The 14,299-nt window shown below is 61.6% G+C and carries 8 protein-coding genes; 2 read left to right on the forward strand and 6 right to left on the reverse strand.

Annotated features, from left to right (window positions below):
- Positions 1-54: 54 nt before the first annotated feature.
- From preA to hydA, 3 genes are all read right to left on the reverse strand, one after another.
- A complete protein-coding gene (preA, locus tag GIW28_RS19725; RefSeq protein ID WP_017136449.1) occupies positions 55-1,329 on the reverse strand; it encodes an NAD-dependent dihydropyrimidine dehydrogenase subunit PreA in 1,275 nt (424 codons plus the stop codon).
- The gene (locus GIW28_RS19730) at positions 1,329-2,696 is read right to left on the reverse strand and encodes an NAD(P)-dependent oxidoreductase (protein ID WP_099550009.1); all 1,368 of its coding nucleotides are present in this window, start codon (positions 2,694-2,696) and stop codon (positions 1,329-1,331) included. Before GIW28_RS19730 ends, preA begins: the two co-directional genes overlap by 1 nt.
- 145 nt (positions 2,697-2,841) lie before the next feature.
- Entirely contained in the window at positions 2,842-4,281 is a 1,440-nt protein-coding gene (gene hydA / locus GIW28_RS19735; protein ID WP_236448115.1) for a dihydropyrimidinase, read from the reverse strand.
- Positions 4,282-4,874: 593 nt separating this feature from the next.
- On the opposite strand from hydA, the gene GIW28_RS19740 reads away from it, so the two are divergent.
- Positions 4,875-6,362: an NCS1 family nucleobase:cation symporter-1 gene (locus tag GIW28_RS19740; protein WP_236448116.1), complete on the forward strand. Its 1,488-nt coding sequence runs from the start codon at positions 4,875-4,877 to the stop codon at positions 6,360-6,362.
- A 188-nt stretch (positions 6,363-6,550) separates the two neighbouring features.
- Positions 6,551-7,834, forward strand: coding sequence for a Zn-dependent hydrolase (locus GIW28_RS19745; RefSeq protein WP_169988155.1), 1,284 nt, complete (start codon positions 6,551-6,553; stop codon positions 7,832-7,834).
- Between the two features lie 516 nt (positions 7,835-8,350).
- Here the strand turns inward: GIW28_RS19745 and GIW28_RS19750 are convergent.
- From GIW28_RS19750 to GIW28_RS19760, 3 genes are read right to left on the reverse strand one after another with little or no spacing between them, the layout of a single operon-like run.
- Positions 8,351-9,769, reverse strand: a complete 1,419-nt coding sequence (locus GIW28_RS19750; RefSeq protein WP_170040751.1) for an efflux transporter outer membrane subunit — start codon at positions 9,767-9,769, stop codon at positions 8,351-8,353.
- On the reverse strand, positions 9,753-10,919 hold the full coding sequence (locus tag GIW28_RS19755) for an efflux RND transporter periplasmic adaptor subunit (RefSeq protein ID WP_099550015.1): 1,167 nt from the start codon (positions 10,917-10,919) through the stop codon (positions 9,753-9,755). The genes GIW28_RS19750 and GIW28_RS19755 overlap by 17 nt, the downstream gene beginning before the upstream one ends.
- Complete coding sequence (locus tag GIW28_RS19760; protein ID WP_169988159.1) at positions 10,909-14,130, reverse strand: efflux RND transporter permease subunit; 3,222 nt, start codon at positions 14,128-14,130, stop codon at positions 10,909-10,911. Before GIW28_RS19760 ends, GIW28_RS19755 begins: the two co-directional genes overlap by 11 nt.
- Positions 14,131-14,299 lie beyond the last annotated feature (169 nt).

Here is a 14,299-nt window from a genome sequence, read left to right on the forward strand (position 1 = left end):
GTCCCTGGCTGCATTCCCACGCGGAGCGTGGGAACGATCATTTCAAAAGGTAACTTACACAGCCTCGCGGTAAGGGTTACGCGGATCCTGCGTCCAGTTCAAAAACGGCTTGCCCGTTTCTATCGGCACCATCTCGATGCAATCGGCCACCGGGCAAGTGATCTGGCACAAATTGCAGCCAACACACTCATCATCGATCACCTCGTATTTGTGCGTGCCGTCCGCCTGCTTCAAGCTGGCAATCGCCTGGTGTGACGTGTCCTCGCAGGCAATATGGCAACGCCCGCAGCCGATACACGCCTCCTGATCGATCTTGGCAATTACCTGATAGTTGATGTCCAGGTACTTCCAATCCGTGGTATTGCCCACCGCCCGCCCGGAAAACGCCTGCAGGCTGGCGTAACCCTGGCTGTCCATCCACCGCGACAGCCCGTCCTTCATCTCTTCCACAATCCGAAACCCATGCAGCATCGCCGCCGTGCACACCTGCACCGCGCCACAGCCCAGTGCGACAAATTCCGCCGCGTCACGCCAGTTGCCAATGCCACCGATGCCGCAGATCGGCAGGCCCTGGGTCTGTGGGTCGCGGGCGATTTCAGCCACCATGTTCAACGCAATCGGCTTGACCGCCGAGCCGCAATAACCGCCATGGGTACTTTGCGTGCCGACCACCGGCAGGGCGACCATGCGCTCCAGGTCCACACTGGTGATGGAGTTGATGGTGTTGATCAGCGACACCGCATCCGCGCCGCCGCGATACGCCGCGCGCGCCGCCACGCGGATGTCGGTGATGTTCGGCGTGAGCTTGACGATCACCGGCAGCGAGCAGTAGGTCTTGCACCAGCGCGTCACCTGTTCTACATACTCCGGCACCTGGCCGACCGCTGCGCCCATGCCACGCTCGGGCATGCCGTGGGGGCAGCCGAAGTTCAGCTCGATGCCATCGCAACCGGTGGCCTCCACCAACGGCAGGATGTTTTTCCAGGATTCTTCAACACACGGCACCATCAGCGACACGATCAGGGCGCGGTCGGGCCAATCCTTTTTCACCTGGGTGATTTCCTTGAGATTGATCTCCAGGGAGCGGTCGGTGATCAACTCGATATTGTTGATGCCCAGTACCTCGCGGTTGGCGCCATAGTGCGCCGAGTAACGGGAAGATACGTTGACCGCCGCCGGGTCTTCACCGAGGGTTTTCCACACCACGCCGCCCCAGCCGGCTTCGAAGGCGCGGACCACGTTGTAGGCCTTGTCGGTGGGCGGCGCGGAGGCCAGCCAGAACGGGTTGGGGGCTTTGATACCGGCAAATACAATCGAGAGATCGGCCATTACGCAGCCTCCACGTTCAGCATGAGTTGGGCGTGCATGGCTTCGGCGGCCAGCTTGCCGTGTTGCACCGCCTGCACGGTGAGGTCCTGGCCGAGGCTGACGCAATCGCCACCGGCATAGACGCCTGGAATGCTGGTTTGCAGCTGTTCGTCGACGAAGATGCGTTCGCCCACGCGGTGCAGTTGCTGAGCCAACGGGTCGTGCAGCGCCTCGTTGTCAAAACCCTGGCCGATGGCTTTGAAGATCGCGTCGCAGGCCAGTTCAAAGGTCTCGCCAGTGGGGAGCAGGCGACCGTTCTCCATGTGCGTGCGCAAAAAACGCATGCCGCGCACACGGCCTTGATCATCCAGCAACACTTCATCCGGTTGAGCCCAGGTCAGCAGCCGTACCTGATTGGCCTTGGCAATCTCTTGTTCATGGTGAGTGGCGCCCATGTCGGCCAAGCCACGGCGGTACACCAGGTTGACATCGCGGGCGCCCAGGCGGGCCATTTGCACGGCCATGTCGATGGCGGTATTGCCGGCGCCGAGCACGATGCAGCGGTCGGCCAGCGGCAGTTGGCTCAAGTCATCGGCCTGGCGCAGTTCGCGGATATAGTCGGTGGCGGCGAGCAGGCCGGGCGCATCTTCATGGGGCAAGCCCAGCTGTTTGCTGGCGGCAAGGCCGAGGCCCAAGAATACCGAATCGAATTGCTGATGCAGTTCGCTCAACGTCAGGTTGCTACCCAGGCGCTGGCCGTGACGGATCTCGATGCCGCCGATCTGCAACAGGAAATCCAGCTCCTTTTGGGCAAAATCATCCACCAGCTTGTATTTGGCGATCCCGTATTCGTTCAGGCCGCCAGCTTTTTCCCGTGCTTCGAAAATCACCACGTCATGGCCATGCAGGGCCGCGCGGTGTGCGCAGGCCAGGCCCGCAGGCCCGGCGCCGACCACGGCGATGCGTTTGCCGGTCGGTGCAGCGCGCTGGAACGGGTGTTCGCGAAAGTGCGCGTTGTCGATGGCGTAGCGCTGCAACAGGCCGATCAGCACCGGCGCGCATTCTTCGGCGTTATTACGCACGCAGGCTTGCTGGCACAGAATCTCGGTGGGGCACACGCGGGCGCAGCTGCCGCCGAGGATATTGGCCGAGAGGATTTTCTGCGCGGCGCCCTGCACGTTCTCGGTGTGGATATTGCGGATGAACGACGGGATGTCGATTTCGCTGGGGCACGCATTCACGCAAGGCGCGTCGTAGCAATACAGGCATCGCGAGGCTTCCAGTTGCGCCTGGCGGGCGTTGAGGGGTGGCGCCAGGTCGGTGAAGTGGCTGGCGAGTGTCGGCCCATCTTCATGGGGATGGGGGAGGTGGGTCAGGGTCTGGATCACGGTTTTGGCCTCACGGTTTTTTTGGGATTGCCTCTGGCGGGCATTTTTGTTGCCTGTACCGGCCTCATCGCAGGCAAGCCAGCTCCCACATTTGAATGTGTTCGCACATCAACATGTGGGAGCTGGCTTGCCTGCGATAGCGGTCTCAGCGCTTTACAGCAGTGGGCCTGGAATGCTCAGCCCGCTTGCTCAACTGCTCAAACACTGTCGGGTACGCCGGCCGTTCCACATACCGCCCGGCACCGCGCTCGGCGCGCAAATCACCATCGGCCCATACCAGCTTGCCCTGGCTGATGGTGTGGCTCGGCACGCCGCGCACGGTCTTGCCTTCGAAGATGTTGAAGTCGACTTTCTGATGGTGGGTCTTGGCCGAAATCGTGCGCGTGCCCTCGGGGTCCCACAGCACCAGGTCTGCATCGGCACCCACGCGGATCGCGCCTTTGCGCGGGTAGAGATTGAAGATCTTCGCGGTGTTGGTCGACGTCAGCGCGACGAACTCCTGCATCGACAACCGCCCGGTGTTCACGCCCTCGTGCCACAGCAGTGCCATGCGGTCTTCGATACCGGCGGTGCCGTTGGGGATCTTGCTGAAGTCATCACGGCCGGCAGCTTTTTGCTCGGCGCAGAAGCAGCAGTGGTCGGTGGCGGTGGTGTGCAGGTTGCCGGACTGCAAGCCGTGCCAGAGTGCTTCCTGATGCCCTCGCGGGCGGAACGGCGGGCTCATCACATAGCCTGCGGCGGTTTGCCAGTCGGGGTGCTGGTACACGCTGTCATCCAGCAGCAAGTGCCCGGCGAGCACTTCGCCGTAGACCGGCTGGCCTTTGCCACGGGCGTAGGTGATTTCATCCAGTGCCTCCTGGGTCGACACATGGACCAGGTACAACGGCGTGCCGATGGTCTCGGCGATGCGAATGGCGCGGCTGGCGGCCTCACCTTCCACCTGGGACGGACGCGACAGTGGATGCGCTTCCGGCCCGGTAATGCCCTGGGCCATCAACTTGCGTTGCAGGTGATACACCAGCTCACCGTTCTCTGCGTGCACCGTCGGCACCGCGCCCAGTTCCAGGCAGCGTTCGAAGCTGGCGACCAAGGTGTCATCCGCCGCCATGATTGCGTTCTTGTAGGCCATGAAGTGCTTGAAGCTGTTGATGCCATGGTGGCTGACCAACTCGGCCATCTCCTCGCGCACCTGCTCGCTCCACCAGGTGATCGCCACGTGAAAACCGTAGTCGGAGGCGGATTTTTCCGCCCAGCCGCGCCACTGGTGAAAAGCCTCCATCAGCGATTGCTGCGGGTTTGGAATCACGAAGTCGATGATCGAGGTGGTGCCACCTGCCAGACCCGCCGCCGTGCCACTGAAAAAGTCTTCACTGGCCACAGTGCCCATGAAGGGCAGTTGCATGTGCGTATGCGGGTCGATGCCGCCGGGCATCAAGTATTGGCCGCTGCCATCGAGTGTTTCAGTGCCGGCGGGCACCTCCAGATTAGTGCCAATAGCGCGAATTAGACCGCCTGCGCATAACACATCGGCGCGGTAACTTTCATCATGGGTAATAACGGTGGCGCCACGGATCAACAGCGACATGTCGAGTTCCTCACAGGCTTGACCGGCTTGTGCCAGTTCTAAGTGTTGTAATGCTGCTTGCCGATGCAGGGTTTAATCCTGTCATCGGTGACAGGAATAGAAACTAGCCCGAGTTTTTCGAATGGGCAAGAAGATTTTTTATAAGTATATATCGTAATTAAATTATTGATTTATAAGGATAAAAACTAAAAATCACCAAAATGTAGCGCCCCTTCACCATTTTGACGCACTTGACAGGTTCTTGAATTGAGCAACATTTCTTATTGCAAATCAGGCGCTTGAGACATGCCGCTTGACGGCGTGGGTAAATAAAAATAATTGTGTTGCACCAGATTGAGTCCTGACAGTTCGGGCAACTTTCGCGTTATTTAGCCTGAGTAAGGCGACAAGTACCCAGGGCACAATCGGAAAGCTGATAAACATCAGCGAGTTATATAAGCGGTGCGGGTTCAGATGCGGTTGTCGGCACGGATTTTGAGTGCAGTGGCGGCTGGCCGAGCCCGTGATGTCATGTTGTTTACGAGGTACTCCGGCCATCCGGCGCCACGCGCTGGATGAGCAACAATAATTTTAAAAAAAACCGTGGAGCGGCCATGCAACAGAACAGATCGCAAGTCATTGAACGCAACGGCCTGTATGAACTCGACGCCGGCCCCGACGTCCTCGACAGCCCGCGCTACAACCACGACATGGCACCGACCAAGGTGCATGAACGCACCTGGAACAAGTGGCACATCACTGCGCTGTGGGTCGGTATGTCGATCTGCGTGCCGACCTACACCCTGGGCGGGGTGCTCACCGCCTATTTCGGACTGTCGGTGGGCGAGGCGCTGATCGCGATTTTGCTCGCCAACATCGTGGTGCTGATCCCGCTGACCCTTAACGCCTTCCCGGGTACCAAGTACGGCATTCCGTTTCCGGTGCTGTTGCGTTCGTCCTTCGGCATCCTCGGCTCCAACGTGCCGTGCCTGATTCGCGCGCTGGTGGCCTGTGGCTGGTTTGGCATCCAGACGATGTTCGGCGGGCTGGCGATTCACCTGTTCCTGGGCTCGATTTTCGAAGGCTGGAAGTCCCTTGGTGGCACCGGTGAAGTGATCGGCTTCATGATTTTCTGGACCCTGAACCTGTGGGTGGTGCTGCGCGGCGCCGAGTCGATCAAGCGCCTGGAAACCTTGTCGGCGCCGCTGCTGGTGGCGGTGGGAATAGGCTTGCTGGTGTGGGCGATGCCGAATGTGTCGCTGAGTGAACTGATGGCGATTCCACCCAAGCGCCCCGAAGGCGCAAGCCTCACCGGTTACTTCATGGCCGGGCTGACAGCCATGGTCGGGTTCTGGGCCACCTTGTCGCTGAACATTCCCGACTTCAGCCGCTACGCCAAAAGCCAGAAGGACCAGATTCTCGGGCAGATTTTCGGCCTGCCGCTGACCATGTTCCTGTTCGCCGCCCTCGGCGTGATCATGACCGCGGCGTCGGTGAAGCTGGTGGGCGTCAGCGTCTCCGATCCCGTCACCCTGATCGGGCACATTCAGAGTCCGGTGTGGGTGGCCATCGCCATGGCGCTGATCATCATCGCCACCTTGTCCACCAACACCGCCGCGAACATCGTCTCGCCCACCAACGACTTCCAGAACATCGCGCCCAAGCTGATCAACCGCACCACGGCGGTGATTCTTACCGGCCTGGTCGGGCTCGCGTTGATGGCCCACGAACTGCTGAAAAAACTCGGGCTGATCGTCTCGAATGTGAGCCTGGAAACCGTGTATTCCAACTGGTTGCTGGGCTACTCCAGCCTGCTCGGCCCGATCGCCGGGATCATGGTGGTGGACTATTTCATCACGCGCAAACAGCAGTTGGACCTGGCCGGTTTGTACCGCGATGACGTGTACCCGGCGTGGAACTGGAGCGGCTTTGTTGCCTTCGGCGTGCCGGTGGTGCTGACCTTGCTGTCGCTGGGCAGTGATGCGTTCAGTTGGTTTTACAGCTACGGCTGGTTCACCGGCTCGGCGTTGGGTGGGGTGCTGTATTACGGCCTGAATGCCAAGCGTGGCATCAGACCGGTCGCCGCCAAATCACCTGTGTAAATACAGCTAATGTGGGAGCTGGCTTGTCGAGTCGTCGCACCGCTGCGATTGCATCACCACGGTTCGGCGGGAATACCGAGTCGCCTGTATCGCAGGCAAGCCAGCTCCCACACAAGCCAGCTCCCACACAAGCTCGGTTCACATTGGATCGAGTTAAATCATAAGAAACACAGCCTGAGGAGATCCCCATGAACGCTGCCCTGGACGTTCTGCAATCGACCCATCAGCACATCAACCGCGACCGCCTGTGGCAGTCGCTGATGGACCTGGCCAAACTTGGCGCCACGCCCAAGGGCGGTGTTTGTCGCCTGGCCCTTACCGATCTCGACCGCAAGGCCCGCGACCTGTTTGTGCAGTGGTGCGAAGCAGCCGGTTGCACCGTGACCATCGATGGCATCGGCAATATTTTCGCCCGACGCCCTGGCCGCAATCCCAACCTTCCACCGGTGATGACCGGCAGCCATATCGACACCCAGCCTACGGGCGGCAAGTTCGACGGCTGCTTCGGCGTGCTGGCGGGCGTGGAAGTGCTGCGCACTCTCAATGACCTCAAGATCGAAACCGAAGCGCCGCTGGAAGTGGTGGTGTGGACCAACGAAGAAGGCTCACGCTTCCCGCCGTGCATGATGGGCTCGGGCGTGTTTGCCGAGAAATTCAGTTTGGCTGATACCTTGGCCAAGGTTGATGTGGACGGCGTCAGCGTGGGCGATGCGTTGAATGCGATTGGCTATGCGGGCACGCGTGCTGTCAGTGGCCACAAGGTGGGCGCGTATTTCGAAGCGCATATCGAGCAAGGCCCGATTCTGGAGGACGAGAAGAAAACCATCGGCGTGGTGCTGGGGGCATTGGGGCAGAAGTGGTTCGACCTGAAATTGCGCGGTGTTGAGGCGCATGCAGGGCCGACGCCGATGCACCTGCGCAAGGATGCGCTTGTGGGCGCGGCCGCCGTGGTGGCGGCGGTGAATGCCGCGGCGTTGGGGCATCAACCCCATGCGTGCGGCACTGTCGGTTGCCTGCAAGCCTACCCAGGCTCACGCAACGTGATCCCCGGTGAAGTGCGCATGACGTTGGACTTGCGCCACCTGGAACCCGCGCGGCTGGATTCGATGATTGCGCAGGTGCGCAAGGTGATCGATGAGACCTGTGCCAAGCATGGGCTGACGTTCGAGCTGGAACCCACTGCTGACTTCCCGCCGTTGTACTTCGACAAAGGCTGCGTGGACGCGGTGCGCGATGCGGCGAACGGGTTGGGTTTGTCGAACATGGATATCGTCAGCGGGGCAGGGCACGACGCGATCTTTGTCGCTGAACTGGGCCCGGCGGGGATGATCTTCGTGCCATGTGAAGGAGGCATCAGCCATAACGAAATCGAGAATGCCGCACCGGATGATCTGGCGGCAGGGTGTGCCGTCTTGCTGCGGGCGATGGTGGCGGCGTCGGCGGCGATTGCCAGTGGGAAGCTTGCTGCCTGATAGGGGGCTATCGCAGTACAGGTATCTAAGCAACTTCTGTTGAATACAAAGTCTGTGGCAAGCGGGCTGTTGTGGCAGCTTTAAAAAGGTGGGTAGATACCTATGCTCATCGCAGGCAAGCCAGCTCCCACCTTTAGTCCCAGCTGTGCTTTGCAGATCGTTCCCACGCTCTGCGTGGGAATGCCGCTCTGGACGCTCTGCGTCCACCCTTAAAGTCGTGACGCGGAGCGTCACCGGCTGCATGCCCACGCGGAGCGTGGGGACGATCTACAGGGAGTCTCTAAGCAACTTCTGTTGAATACAAAGTCTGTGGCAAGCGGGCTGTTGTGGCGAGCAGGCTTGCCCTGCGTTGGGCTGCGCAGCAGCCCCAAAAAACAGACGCAGAGTTGCAGATCGTTCCCACGCTCTGCGTGGGAATGCCGCTCTGGACGCTCTGCGTCCGCCCTTAAAGTTGTGACGCGGAGCGTCACCGGCTGCATGCCCACGCGGAGCGTGGGGACGATCTACAGGGGAGTCTCAGGCGCCGGGTTGCCAGCCACCGCCGAGGGCCGTGACTAACCCTACACTCGCCTGCAATTGCCGCGTTTGCACCGCCTGCAAGGTCCGCTGCGCCTGCAACGCTGCCGTTTGCGCGGTCACCACATCCAGATAGCTCACGGCCCCGGCCTGATAGCTGTTCATCGCCAATGCCTGCGTATGCTGCGCCGCATCCGCTGCCGCTTGCTCATCCTGGGCTTCCTGCTGCAGGTCCCGCAATTGCGCCAGGTTATCTTCCACCTCACGCACCGCTTTGAGCACATGGCTACGGTACTGCGCCGACGCCTCTTCAAACTCGGCCTTGGCCTGCCGTTCATTGGCGCTCAGCCGCCCACCATCAAAGATCGGCAGATTCACCAACGGCCCCAGCGCCCAGTAGCGGTTGCCGGCAGACAGCAGGTTGCCAACCCCTTGGGTCTGCCCACCGATTAACCCGGTGAGACTGAAATCCGGATACCACGCCGCCTTGGCCACGCCAATATTGGCATTGGCCGCGAACACCCGCCGTTCCGCCGCCGCAATGTCCGGACGACGTTGCAGCAGGTGGCTCGGCAGTTGCGATGGGATGCCCGGAAGGGCAATCAATTGCCGGCTTGGCGGCAACGTGAAGTTGCTGGCTGCCACCCCCACCAATTCACCAATGGCGTGCTCGGTAAGGTTGCGTTGCCCGCGCACTTCATCCAGCTGGGCTTTGGCTTCGGCCAACTGGTTTTGCGCACGGGTCAGGTCGAGTTCGGAAGCAATCTGGCCTTCGTATCGGCTGCGCGTCAGTTGCAGCGCCTGGCTGAAATCCTCCAGCGAGCTATTGAGGATCCGACTCTGTGCATCCAGCCCATTGAGCTGCACATACAGGGTCGCCAATTGATGCTGCAGGCTCAGGCGCGCCACTGCCAGGTCATCCCCGGAGGCTTGTGCCTGCGCATCGCCCGCTGCGACCTGGTTGCGGATCTTGCCCCACAGGTCCAGGTCGTAGCTCAGCGAAAACGCTGCGGTATTGCTGTTGTACACCGATGGCTGCGTATCGCCACGCAGCGGCCGCGAATCCGATTGCCGCTGGCGCAATGGCTGCGCGCTGGCGGTGATTTGCGGGAACAGCCCGGCATGCAATTGGCTGGCATACGCCTGGGACGCATCAAAGTGCGCCAGTGCCGCCGCCAGGTCCGGGTTGGCCTTGAGCAGTTGCTGTTGCAGGTCATTGAGGTGCGAATCGTTGTAGAGCTTCCACCATTCGGGTGCCAGTTGGTCGGACGGTTGTGCGCTGTGCCACGGGCCATCGCTGGTCTGTTCGCGGTAGCCGGCCGGCAGGTCAACGGCGGGCACCTTGTAGGTGGGCGCCATCGAGCAACCCTGCAAGGCCAATAGTACCAACGCCGCTAGGGGGTTAAACCTTGCGCGCATGCGCACCTCCGGCTTGGGCAAGCTCTACCGGGTCGCCTTCGCGCAGGGCGTCGGGCGGGTTGTCGACCACGCGGTCGGCGGGTTTGAGGCCTTGGTCGATCACCAGGCGCTCGCCCAGGTCCAGGCCGATGTGGATGTCTTGCAGGTGCACATGGTTCTGCGCGTCCAGCACCGCCACTTGGGTGCCTTGGGCGCGGAAGATCAAGGCGCTGGCCGGGATGCTCACGCCGTGGGTGTCGGCCGGGATTGGCAGCGTGGCTTCGGCGTAGTCACCGGGCAGCAACTCGCCGTTGGGGTTGTCGGCGACGAACTGCGCAAGCAGGGTGCCGGAACGGCGGTCGATGGCGGTGGAGTCGCCGATCAGGCGCGCCTTGAAGTGCTCGCCAGGGTGCTCGGGTACGGTCAGCTCGGCCTCAAGCCCAGGGTGGATCACCGACGCGTAGTTCTGCGGCACCGGCACATACAGACGCAGTTGGTGAGTGTCGGCGATGTTGAACAGTTCCGGGTCGCTGTCGGTGTCGGCCTTGATCAACTGGCCGATATCGGTGTTGCGCGCGGTGATGGTGCCGGCGAACGGAGCGCGGATGGTCTTGTAGCTTTCCAGCGCCGACAGCCGCGCATAGTCGGCAGCGGCGGCCTCGGCGTTGGCTTTGGCGGCAGCGGCGTTGGAGGTTTTTTCATCCGCCTCCTGACGCGACACCGAATGGCTGGCGAGCAGGTTCTGCCAGCGTGTGGCGGTGGTTGCGGCCAGGCGTGCGTTGGCCTGTTCCTGGAGCAGGCGCGCGTGGGTTTGCGCCAGTTGCTGGTCGAGGTCCGGGCTGTCGATTTCAGCGAGGATTTGCCCGGCTTTCACCTGGCTGCCGATGTCGACTTTCCAGTCCTTCAAGTAACCGCTCACCCGCGCATGGATCGGCGCCTTGCTCCAGGCGTCGAGGTGCGCGGGCAGGCGCAGGGTATCGCCGGCCGCGTTCTGCTTGGGCTGGAACACCATCACCTGAGGGATGGCGGCGGTTTCGGTCCAGGCCGTAACCGCCTCTTCGTGGGTGGTGCGGGCGTGCAGGCCGTTGGCGACCAACAGGGCGGCCAAGGTGAGGCCGCCGACACCCAGGAGCATCAGACGCTTGCGCGAGGGTTTGTGATCAGACGACATGTGAAGTTTCTCCAGCAGCTGCGCGAGTAGGGTGACGACCGTGGACCAGGCTGAAGACCACGGGTACAAACAACAATGTGGCGATGGTGGCGAAGATCAAGCCACCGATAACGGCGCGGCCGAGCGGGGCGTTCTGCTCCTCGGAAATCGCCAACGGCAACATGCCGATGATCATCGCCAGGGCGGTCATGCATACCGGGCGGAAGCGCGTGTAACCGGCTTCCATGGCCGCCTTCAGCGCGTCGCCATGTTCGGCCAGGCGTTCACGGCAGAAGCTCACCACCAGGATCGAGTTGGCGGTGGCCACGCCCATACAGAGGATGGCGCCGGTGAGTGCCGGCACCGACAGCGAGGTGCCGCTGAGGAACAGCATCCACACAATCCCCGCCAGTGCGGCCGGCAGTGCAGTGATGATCACAAACGGGTCAGCCCACGACTGGAAGTTGACCACGATCAGCAGGTAGATCAGCACCACGGCGCCGAGCAAGCCGAAGCTCAACCCGCTGAACGCTTCATGCAGCGCATCGATCTGCCCGTGCAGGCTGATCACCGCGCCTTTGGGGCGCATGGAGGCGGTGTCATCCAGCACCTTTTGCACGTCACGGGCCACGCCGCCGAGGTCGCGGCCTTGCACGTTGGCATACAGGTCCAGGGTCGGCTCGATGTTGTAGTGGGTCACCACCGCCGGGCTTTGCACGCGAGAGATGCTCGCCACGCCGCCGAGGATTTGCGATTGCCCATCGGCACCGGTCACCGGCAAGGCTTCCAGTGACGGCAAGCTGTCGAGGCGGTATTGCGGGGTGGCGGCGACGATGGAGTACGACACGCCGTTGGCCGGGTTAAGCCAGAACGTCGGCGCCACCTGTGAGCTGCCGGCGAGCGAGGCAACCATGCTGTTGGTCACGTCACGCTCGGTGATGCCCAGGCCATTGGCACGCATACGGTCGACGTTCACTTGCAACGACGGGTAGCCGGTGGACTGCTGGATGCGCAGGTCGGCAATGCCCGGAATATGTTGCAGGCGGCGCTCCAGTTCGATGGCGTAGGCGCGGTTTTCCGCATCGCTGCGCCCGGAGATTTTCACGTCCAGCGGCGCCGGGGCACCGAAGTTGAGAATCTGGCTGCTGATGTCGGCAGGCAGGAACGCAAAGTGGCTGCCGGGGAAGCTTTGCGGCAAGGCTTCACGCAGTTTTTTCACGTAGTCGGCGGTCGGCGCGTGGTCCTTTTTCAAGCTGACCTGGATGTCGCCGTCCTGCGGGCCGATGGTGCCGCTGCTGCTGTAGGCCATGTCGATGCCGCTGAGCGGGATGCCGATGTTGTCGACGATGGTGTCGAGTTGCTCGGCCGGGATCACTTCGCGAATCCGCGCTTCAATGCGGTCGAACGCCGCCGCGCTTTCTTCAATACGCGTGCCCAATGGCAGGCGCACATGCAGGGCAAGCGCTCCGGCGTCGGTGGCCGGGAAGAAGTCCTGGCCCAGGCTCGGCAACAGCAGGAACGAGGCCAGCACGCAGGCCAGGAAACCGACGATAAAGCGCTTGCGTGCGCCCAGCGCCAAGGTCAGCAGGCCGTGGTAGGTGTCACGGATATTCGAGAAATGGCGTTCGAAACCCTGCTGGAAGTTCAGCACCGATTGCAGCACACGGTTGCGCGGTTTCTTGTGCTGTTCACCTTCGTGATGGTTGATGAATTCATCTTCCGGGTGATGCCCTGGCCCTTGTTCCGGCACATGCGGCTTGAGCAAAAACATCGCCAGGGTCGGCACCAGGGTTCGCGAGAGAATGAACGAGCTGGCCATGGCGAAAATCACCGCCAGCGCCATCGGCCGGAACAGGTAACCGGCGATGCCTTGCAGCAGGAACATCGGCACAAACACGATGCAGATACACAGCAGCGACACAAACGCCGGGCCGACGATCTGCGCGGCGCCGTCGAGGATCGCGGTCTTCACCGCCTTGCCTTGTTCCAGGTGCCAGTTGATGTTTTCGATGGTCACCGTGGCATCGTCGACCAGAATCCCCACCGCCAATGCGAGCCCGCCGAGGGTCATCACGTTGAGGGTTTGCCCGGTGGCCGCCAGCAATGCAATGGCCGACAACACCGCCAACGGAATCGAGGCGGCGATGATCAAGGTGGAGCGCCAGCTGCCGAGGAACAGCAGGATCATCGCACTGGTCAGCAGCGCCGCGATGATGCCTTCCTGGGCCACGCTACCCACCGATTGTTTGACGAACACCGAGGCGTCGCCCAGCAGTGAGGTCTTCAGCGACGGCGGCAGGGTTTCATTGATGCGCGGCAGCATCTGGCGGATGCCGTCGATGATCGACAGGGTAGAGATACTGCCGTTTTTCAACGCTGGCATCAGCACCGCGCGGTGGCCGTCGACGCGCACGATGTTGGTCTGCGGCGGCGAGCCGTCACGCACGTGGGCCACTTGGCCGATGGTGATGATTGCGCCGTCGACCGTCTTGATCGGCAGGTCGTTGAGCTCATCAATCGCCTTGGGGCTGTTGTTGAGCAGGATCGTGTATTCGTTGGGGCCGAGTTTGGCGGTGCCCACTGGAATGATCTGGTTTTGCAGTGCCAGGGCGTTGCCCACGTCCTGTGCCGACAAGCCTTTGGCGGCCAGCGCCTGCGGGTCGAGGTCGAGGGTGATCTGGCGTTGCTTGCCACCCATTGGCGTGGGCATGGCCAGGCCGGGCAGGGCGCTCAAGGGCAGGCGGATATTGTTCTGTACCAGGTCGCGGATCTTGGCTTCCGAGAGGCTGGGGCTGGAAAACGCCAGTTGCAGGATCGGCACCGTGGAGGCGCTGTAGTTGAGGATCAGCGGCGGCGTGATGCCCGGTGGCATCTGCTTGAGCACGGTCTGTGACACGGCCGTGACTTGGGCGTTGGCGGTGCGGATATCCACACCCGGTTGGAAGAAGATTTTGACGATGCCCATGCCGGGCAGCGATTGCGATTCGATGTGTTCGATGTCGTTGACAGTGGTGCTCAAGGAGCGTTCGTAGGTGTAGATCACCCGACCGGCCATGGCGTCCGGCGACAGGCCGTTGTACTGCCAAACCACAGCGACGACGGGGATGCCGATATCGGGAAAAACATCCGTGGGGGTTCGTAGGGCCGCCATCGGCCCGATGATGCAGATGAATATGGCCAACACGATAAACGTGTAGGGCTTTTGCAGTGCGGTCTTTACCAGCCCGAGCATGCGTGAACCTCCGAGGGAGCAGGATTGCAAACCCCGGCAGTCTTGCCCGACCCACCTAACACGTACCTTTCAGCCAGGTGAAGGAACATTTAGTTAACGGCTGAAGATCGTTTCATATGTATTCATTTGTTCTACATAGGGCAGCTCTCCAAGCTTGTAACCCATCGGC

The organism is Pseudomonas sp. PA-5-4B (assembly GCF_021606215.1).
Classification (GTDB): domain Bacteria; phylum Pseudomonadota; class Gammaproteobacteria; order Pseudomonadales; family Pseudomonadaceae; genus Aquipseudomonas; species Aquipseudomonas edaphica.

Bases quoted from the DNA above. Each gene is read 5' to 3' on its own strand.
- preA (WP_017136449.1), bottom strand. From the start codon at position 1,329: ATGGCCGATCTCTCGATTGTATTTGCCGGTATCAAAGCCCCCAACCCG.
- hydA (WP_236448115.1), bottom strand. From the start codon at position 4,281: ATGTCGCTGTTGATCCGTGGCGCCACCGTTATTACCCATGATGAAAGT.
- GIW28_RS19740 (WP_236448116.1), top strand. From the start codon at position 4,875: ATGCAACAGAACAGATCGCAAGTCATTGAACGCAACGGCCTGTATGAA.
- GIW28_RS19745 (WP_169988155.1), top strand. From the start codon at position 6,551: ATGAACGCTGCCCTGGACGTTCTGCAATCGACCCATCAGCACATCAAC.
- GIW28_RS19750 (WP_170040751.1), bottom strand. From the start codon at position 9,769: ATGCGCGCAAGGTTTAACCCCCTAGCGGCGTTGGTACTATTGGCCTTG.
- GIW28_RS19755 (WP_099550015.1), bottom strand. From the start codon at position 10,919: ATGTCGTCTGATCACAAACCCTCGCGCAAGCGTCTGATGCTCCTGGGT.
- GIW28_RS19760 (WP_169988159.1), bottom strand. From the start codon at position 14,130: ATGCTCGGGCTGGTAAAGACCGCACTGCAAAAGCCCTACACGTTTATC.